This window comes from Mixta sp., from assembly GCF_024610815.1.
GTDB lineage: Bacteria > Pseudomonadota > Gammaproteobacteria > Enterobacterales > Enterobacteriaceae > Mixta > Mixta calida.
In genome coordinates, this window is sequence record NZ_JANION010000215.1 from 24703 (window position 1) to 31567 (window position 6865).

General features: G+C 56.6%; 6 protein-coding genes. 2 read left to right on the forward strand and 4 right to left on the reverse strand.

The window, feature by feature from the left end; genetic code table 11:
• Window positions 1–9: 9 nt before the first annotated feature.
• The 4 genes from secD to queA form a co-directional block, all read right to left on the reverse strand.
• Window positions 10–1857 carry a protein translocase subunit SecD gene (gene secD, locus MYY08_RS16415; protein ID WP_071883699.1) on the reverse strand — a complete coding sequence of 616 codons (1848 nt, stop codon included), beginning with the start codon at window positions 1855–1857 and terminating at the stop codon, window positions 10–12.
• Window positions 1858–1884: 27 nt separating this feature from the next.
• Window positions 1885–2217, reverse strand: a complete 333-nt coding sequence (gene yajC, locus MYY08_RS16420) for a preprotein translocase subunit YajC (protein WP_038627644.1) — start codon at window positions 2215–2217, stop codon at window positions 1885–1887.
• Window positions 2218–2241: 24 nt separating this feature from the next.
• Window positions 2242–3366, reverse strand: a complete 1125-nt coding sequence (gene tgt / locus MYY08_RS16425) for a tRNA guanosine(34) transglycosylase Tgt (protein ID WP_038627646.1) — start codon at window positions 3364–3366, stop codon at window positions 2242–2244.
• Between the two features lie 70 nt (window positions 3367–3436).
• The gene (queA, locus tag MYY08_RS16430; RefSeq protein WP_038627648.1) at window positions 3437–4507 is read right to left on the reverse strand and encodes a tRNA preQ1(34) S-adenosylmethionine ribosyltransferase-isomerase QueA; all 1071 of its coding nucleotides are present in this window, start codon (window positions 4505–4507) and stop codon (window positions 3437–3439) included.
• 103 nt (window positions 4508–4610) lie between these two features.
• Here queA and MYY08_RS16435 point away from each other — a divergent pair, with 103 nt between their 5' ends.
• A complete protein-coding gene (locus MYY08_RS16435; RefSeq protein WP_288014959.1) occupies window positions 4611–5192 on the forward strand; it encodes an ACP phosphodiesterase in 582 nt (193 codons plus the stop codon).
• Between the two features lie 138 nt (window positions 5193–5330).
• A complete protein-coding gene (locus tag MYY08_RS16440; RefSeq protein WP_288014961.1) occupies window positions 5331–6593 on the forward strand; it encodes a mechanosensitive ion channel family protein in 1263 nt (420 codons plus the stop codon).
• Window positions 6594–6865: the final 272 nt, after the last annotated feature.

The window sequence follows — 6865 nt, forward strand, 5'->3', positions numbered from 1 at the left end:
ACCTACTCCTCAGATAGACAGCTTGTTGATGCGTTTGCCGCCATACAACAGGTTAACAATGGCACGCGTACCGACAATCGCCGTGAACATCGAGGTGCCCACGCCAATCGCGGTGGTGATGGCGAAGCCCTTAATGGAGCCGGTGCCGACCGCATAAAGAATAATGGCGGTGATCAGCGTGGTGACGTTGGCGTCAATGATACTGGAGAACGCGCCTTTATAGCCTTCATGAATCGCCTGCTGAACGGTGCGCCCATTCTTCAGCTCCTCTTTAATACGCTCGTTTATTAACACGTTCGCATCGACGGCGACCGCCAGTGTCAGCACAATCCCCGCGATGCCGGGCATCGTCAGGGTGGCGCCAGGCAGCAGCGACATAATGCCGACAATCAGGACCAGGTTGGCGACCAGCGCGGTGGTGGCGATAACGCCGAACTTTTTATAGTAAACCACCATAAAGACGATGGAGGCGATCAGACCCCACAGGCACGCTTCCAGCCCCTGCGTAATGTTCTGCTGACCCATGGTCGGACCGATGGTGCGTTCTTCAACAATCTGAATCGGCGCAATCAGCGCGCCGGCGCGCAGCAGCAGAGAAAGCTGGCGCGCTTCATTCGGGTTATTGATGCCGGTGATGCGGAAACTGTTGCCCAGACGCGACTGAATGTTCGCCACGTTGATCACTTCTTCCTGTTTCACCAGAATCGCACGGCCGTTGGCGTCTTTTTTGCCGCTGTCTTTATATTCGACAAACAGCGTCGCCATCGGCTTGCCGATGTTGTCTTTGGTGAAGGTCGACATCATGTTGCCGCCCGCGCTGTCGAGCGAGATGTTAACCTGCGGCTGATTGTATTCGTCAGTGCTGGAGGTGGAGTCGGTGATATGGTCACCGGTCAGGATCACGCGTTTGTACAGCACGACCGGCTGCCCTTCGCGCGTCTGCTTCACTTCAGAATCGCCCGGCACGCGGCCTTTGGCGGCGGCGTTAGCGTCAACGATGGTATTTACCAGACGGAATTCCAGCGTCGCGGTCGCGCCCAAAATCTCTTTCGCGCGCGCGGTGTCTTGAATGCCCGGCAGTTCAACCACGATGCGGTCGGAACCCTGACGCTGCACCAGCGGCTCGGCGACGCCCAGCTGGTTGACGCGGTTACGCAGGATGTTGATGTTCTGCTGAACTGCATATTCGCGCGCTTCACGCAGACGCTCATCGCTCATGACGGCGCGCAGCGCGTTATCGCCGCGGCTGTTGATCACCAGGTCGCGATGACGGGTCGTCAGGTAGCTGACGGCGTTGTCGCGCGCGGCGGCGTCGCGGAACAGGATCTCCACGCCGTAGTTATCAATCTTGCGCACGTTGGTGTAAGGAATGCCTTTATCGCGCAGGTCGCTGCGCAGGCTGTCGGTATTCTGCTCCTGCAGCTTGCCGAGCGCGGTGTCCATATCGACTTCCATCAGGAAGTGAACGCCGCCGCGCAGGTCAAGGCCGAGCTTCATCGGCTGCGCCGCCAGCATTTCCAGCCACTTAGGCGTGGCCGGGGCGAGGTTAAGCGCCACGACATAATCTTCGCCCAGCGTCTTCATCAGCGCTTCACGGGCGCGCAGCTGTACATCCGTATTGGCGAAACGCGCCAGAATGGCGCCCTGCTCCAGCGCAATGGATTTGCTCTGGATATGCTCTTGTTTTAATACATTTTGGATCTGGTCCAGCGTTTGCTCACTGGCGGCGCTTCCGCGCGCGCCAGTGATCTGAACGGCCGGATCCTCTCCATACAGGTTAGGAAGTGCATACAGCAGACCGACGGCAAGCACCACGATCAGCATAATGTATTTCCACAAAGGATAACGGTTTAACACGGCAGTTCCCTTAGGGAAAACAAATAATTACAGCGCCTTCATCGTACCTTTCGGCAGGACGGCAGCCACGAAATCACGTTTGATAACCACTTCATTGTTATCGTTCAGGGCAATAGCGATATAGCCGGTGTCCGCCACTTTCGTCACGCGACCTACCAGACCGCCGGTGGTCAACACCTCATCGCCTTTGGAGATGGAATCCATCAGCTTTTTATGCTCTTTCGCACGCTTCTGCTGCGGACGCAGGATCATGAAATAGAAAATCAGGCCAAAAACTACCAGCATAATCACCAGAGAGTACGGGCTCCCCTGAGACGGTGCGCCAGCTGCTGCCACTGCGTCAGAAATGAAAAAACTCATCAACTTTCCCTCATTGTTTAATTATCAAACGTTTAATGGCGGAACCGCTTTACCCTTCCGCGTGTAGAAGTCACTGACGAAGCGCTCTAATTTACCTTCTTCAATGGCCTTGCGTAAACCCGCCATCACGCGTTGGTAGTAACGCAGGTTATGAATGGTATTCAAACGCGCGCCCAATATTTCGTTACAACGGTCGAGATGGTGCAAGTAGGCGCGGCTGTAATTGCGACAGGTGTAGCAATCACACTCGGCGTCCAGCGGCGAGGTGTCATCTTTATGTTTGGCGTTGCGGATTTTCACCACGCCGTCCGTGACAAACAGATGGCCGTTGCGCGCATTGCGCGTCGGCATTACGCAGTCGAACATATCGATGCCGCGACGCACGCCTTCGACCAGGTCTTCCGGCTTGCCGACGCCCATCAGATAACGGGGTTTATCTTCCGGGATCTGCGGGCAGACATGCTCCAGAATACGGTGCATATCTTCTTTCGGTTCGCCGACCGCCAGGCCGCCCACAGCGTAACCATCAAAGCCGATCTCCACCAGCCCTTTGACAGAGACATCACGTAAATCTTCGTAAACGCTGCCCTGAATAATGCCGAACAGCGCATTTTTATTGCCCAGCTTATCGAAGTGATCGCGGCTGCGTTTCGCCCAGCGCAGCGACATCTCCATCGAGCGTTTGGCATAGTCCCAGTCCGCCGGGTATGGCGTGCACTCATCAAAGATCATCACAATGTCCGATCCGAGATCGTACTGGATCTCCATCGATTTTTCGGGATCGAGGAAGATCGCGTCGCCGTTAATCGGATTGCGGAAATGCACGCCCGCCTCGGTGATCTTGCGAATGTCGCCCAGGCTGAAGACCTGGAAGCCGCCGGAATCGGTCAGAATCGGCCCGTGCCACTGCATGAAATCGTGCAGGTCGCCATGCAGCTTCATGATCTCCTGCCCCGGACGCAGCCAGAGGTGGAAAGTGTTGCCCAGCAGGATCTGCGCGCCGGTCTCTTTGACTTCTTCCGGCGTCATGCCTTTTACCGTGCCGTAGGTGCCCACCGGCATAAAGGCCGGCGTTTCCACTACGCCGCGATCGAAAACCAGACGGCCACGACGCGCGCGGCCATCTTTTGTATCAAGTTCAAATTTCACGTTGCCTCCACCAGAGAAACAGTCTGATGCACAGTTAATATGACGGCGCCGCCGCTGCGGCGCCGGCTAATCAGACGCCGACTTTTTCATTCGGTGCCTGAGGATTACGGGTAATGAACATCGCATCGCCGTAGCTGAAAAAGCGATACTGCTGCGCCACCGCCTCGCGATAGGCGTTCATGGTATGGCGATAGCCAGCGAAGGCGGACACCAGCATGATCAGCGTCGATTCCGGCAGATGGAAATTGGTGATCAGCGCATCGATCACCTGATAGTGATAGCCGGGATAGATAAAAATCTGGGTATCGTCGAAGAATGGCGCGATCAGGGCGTCCTGCGCCGCCTGCGCCGCGCTTTCCAGCGAACGCACCGAGGTCGTGCCGACGGCCACCACGCGATTGCCGCGCGCTTTACAGGCCAGCACCGCATCCACCACTTCCTGCGGCACTTCCGCGTATTCGGAGTGCATGATGTGATCTTCGATGCTGTCGACGCGCACCGGCTGGAACGTGCCGGCGCCGACGTGCAGCGTAACAAACGCCATCTCGATCCCTTTTTCACGCAGCGCCGCCAGCAGCGGCTCGTCGAAGTGCAGACCGGCGGTGGGCGCGGCGACCGCGCCCGGCTTCTGGCTGTAGACCGTTTGATAGAGCTCGCGATCCGCCTCTTCGTCAGGACGATCGATATAGGGCGGCAGCGGCATATGGCCGATGGCGTTCAGAATATCGAGTACGCTACGTTCATCGTCAAAGACGATTTCAAACAGCGCGTCATGCCGCGCCACCATCGTGGCGCGTACGCTTTCATCATCGCCGAACAGCAGCGCCGCGCCCGGCTTCGGCGCTTTCGAGGCGCGCACGTGCGCCAGCACGCGCTTGTCATCCAGCATGCGCTCCACCAGCATCTCGATCTTGCCGCCGCTGGCTTTGCGCCCGTAAACACGGGCCGGAATAACGCGGGTGTTGTTAAATACCAGCAAATCGCCGGGATTCAGCTTATCAAGCACATCGGTGAACACGCCGTGGCTTAAGGCGCCATCGGGGCCATTCAGCGACAGCAGCCGACATCCGCTACGCTGGGGCTGCGGATAGTGGGCAATCAACGACTCAGGTAATTCAAAAGAAAAATCGGCAACGCGCATGCTAAATGTCTTACGGATAACAAACAGGCGGCATAGTCTAGCGGAAAAGCGACAAATTCTGAACTGTTACCCGGTAACCATTCTGTTAGCGTATACTGCCTGGATGAACTTTCTTGCGCATCTTCATCTGGCCTCGCTGGCCGACAGCTCACTGCCAGGCAATCTGATGGCGGATTATGTGCGCGGCGATCCGCTTCCGCACTGGCCTGCGGATATCTCCGCCGGCATCGCCCTGCACCGCCGACTGGACGCCCTGACCGACTCGCTGCCGGAGGTGCTGAGCGCCAAGCGTCTGTTTCGCGACGTCACGCGGCGCGTCGCGCCGATTACGCTGGACGTCGTCTGGGATCATTTCCTGTCGCGCCACTGGGATCGAATAACTCCCTCGCAGCCGCTGCCGCAGTTCCTTGCGCAGGCGCGCGCGCAGATCGAACCGATGCTGTCGCAGTCGCCCGAAGGCTTCCAGCGGCTTAATAGCTATCTGTGGCGCGAACGCTGGATGGAGCGCTACGCCGACGCCGATTATCTGCAACAGGTGCTGCGCGGCATGGCGGCGCGACGTCCGCGCCTGGCGGCGCTCGCCGACTCCTGGCTCGATTTCCATGACAACTACGCCGCGCTCGAAACCCTGTTCTGGCAGTTCTATCCGCGTCTGATGACGCGCGCCGCTGAGCAGCAGCTTTAGCCCCCGACGATCCGTCAGTTTACGATATCCCTCTCCGCAGGGCTTTGATAGACTTGCCCTGCGATAAGCCGTTAGAACGGCGCGCCCGTTTCACTGCTTTATGCCTTATCAGGATTAGCGACATCTCAGGGAGAAATCATGCAACACCAGATCCTTTACTGGCTGCGTCATTTTGACGTGCCTTACGCCACCCCGCTTTCGTTAGCCGCCGTCGTCGCGGTAATTTTACTGATTTCCATTATCGCCCATCTTATACTGCACCGCGCCGTGCTGCCGATGCTGCGACGCCGCGCCTACGGCTCCAGCCAGCAGTGGCCGAAATCGTTAATCGACAATCATCTGTTTAACCGCTTCGCGCTGCTGCTGCAGGGCGTACTGCTGAATATTCAGACCAGCCTGTTTCTGCACAGCAGCGAGCCGCTGTATGCGGTGCTGCTGGTTATCTCACAGGTCTGGATGATGCTGTTCACCCTGCTGATGCTCTTTTCGCTGCTGGATATTCTGCTGGAGCTTTCCGCCGACAGCGCGCTGGCGCGCCAGCTGCCGCTGCGCGGCATTTTCCAGAGCATCAAGCTGGTGGCGGCGATCCTGTTCGCCATCATGATGATTTCGGTGCTGTTGGGTAAATCGCCGCTGGTGTTGATTACCGGTCTGGGTGCGATGACGGCGGTGCTGATGCTGGTGTTTAAAGATCCGATTCTGGGTCTGGTGGCAGGCATTCAGCTCTCTGCCAACGATATGCTGAAAATCAACGACTGGCTGGATATGCCGAAATATGGCGCGGACGGCGCGGTAATCGATATTGGCCTGACGACGGTAAAAGTGCGCAACTGGGATAATACTATCACCACGATTCCCACCTACGCGCTGATCGCTGACTCGTTTAAAAACTGGCGCGGCATGTCGGAGTCGGGTGGACGTCGCATCAAGCGCAGCCTTAATATTGATACCACCAGCATTCATTTTCTCAGCGAAGAGGAGCTGGCGGCATTGCAGCGCGCGCAGCTGCTGACGCCCTATATCACGCAGAAAAAGGAAGAGATCTCTCGCCACAACGCTGAACTGGCATGCGATCTCACCACGCCGCTGAACGGACGACACCTGACCAATATCGGCACCTTCCGCGCCTGGCTGGAAGCCTGGCTGCGAAGCCATCCGCATATTCATCAGAATATGACGCTGATGGTGCGCCAGCTGGCACCGGGTTCGGACGGCCTGCCGCTGGAGGTGTATGCCTTTACCAATACGACGGTCTGGCTTGAATATGAACGCATTCAGTCAGATATCTTCGACCATATTTACGCCGTGCTGCCAGCCTTCGGCCTGCGCGTGCATCAAACGCCAACCGGGCATGACCTAAAATCTTTCGCCGGCCTTACAGCAGATAAAGCGGTGCGCTAACGTCGCGCTGTATTCTTTTTAAATAAAATGGCCCTGGATATACTGGGGCCATTAATAAACAGAATGCGCCTGAGTTTTTTCTGTTTTTCCCTCATGCGGGTTGGAAACCATTGCAATAAAGCTTAGTCTTCTCGTGATATTTTTAAGTCAAATTTACGGTGAGCAATTTTTTGCGGCGCTTTCACCTTGATTTAAATGAAATAATAATAACTTCACTTGCTCATCCATTACAGAGCTTAAAAACACTGTCAGGATGGCTTTATGAATCAACA

Coding starts and splice junctions, on each gene's coding strand:
- yajC (WP_038627644.1), bottom strand. CDS start 2,217: ATGAGTTTTTTCATTTCTGACGCAGTGGCAGCAGCTGGCGCACCGTCT.
- queA (WP_038627648.1), bottom strand. CDS start 4,507: ATGCGCGTTGCCGATTTTTCTTTTGAATTACCTGAGTCGTTGATTGCC.
- MYY08_RS16435 (WP_288014959.1), top strand. CDS start 4,611: ATGAACTTTCTTGCGCATCTTCATCTGGCCTCGCTGGCCGACAGCTCA.
- MYY08_RS16440 (WP_288014961.1), top strand. CDS start 5,331: ATGCAACACCAGATCCTTTACTGGCTGCGTCATTTTGACGTGCCTTAC.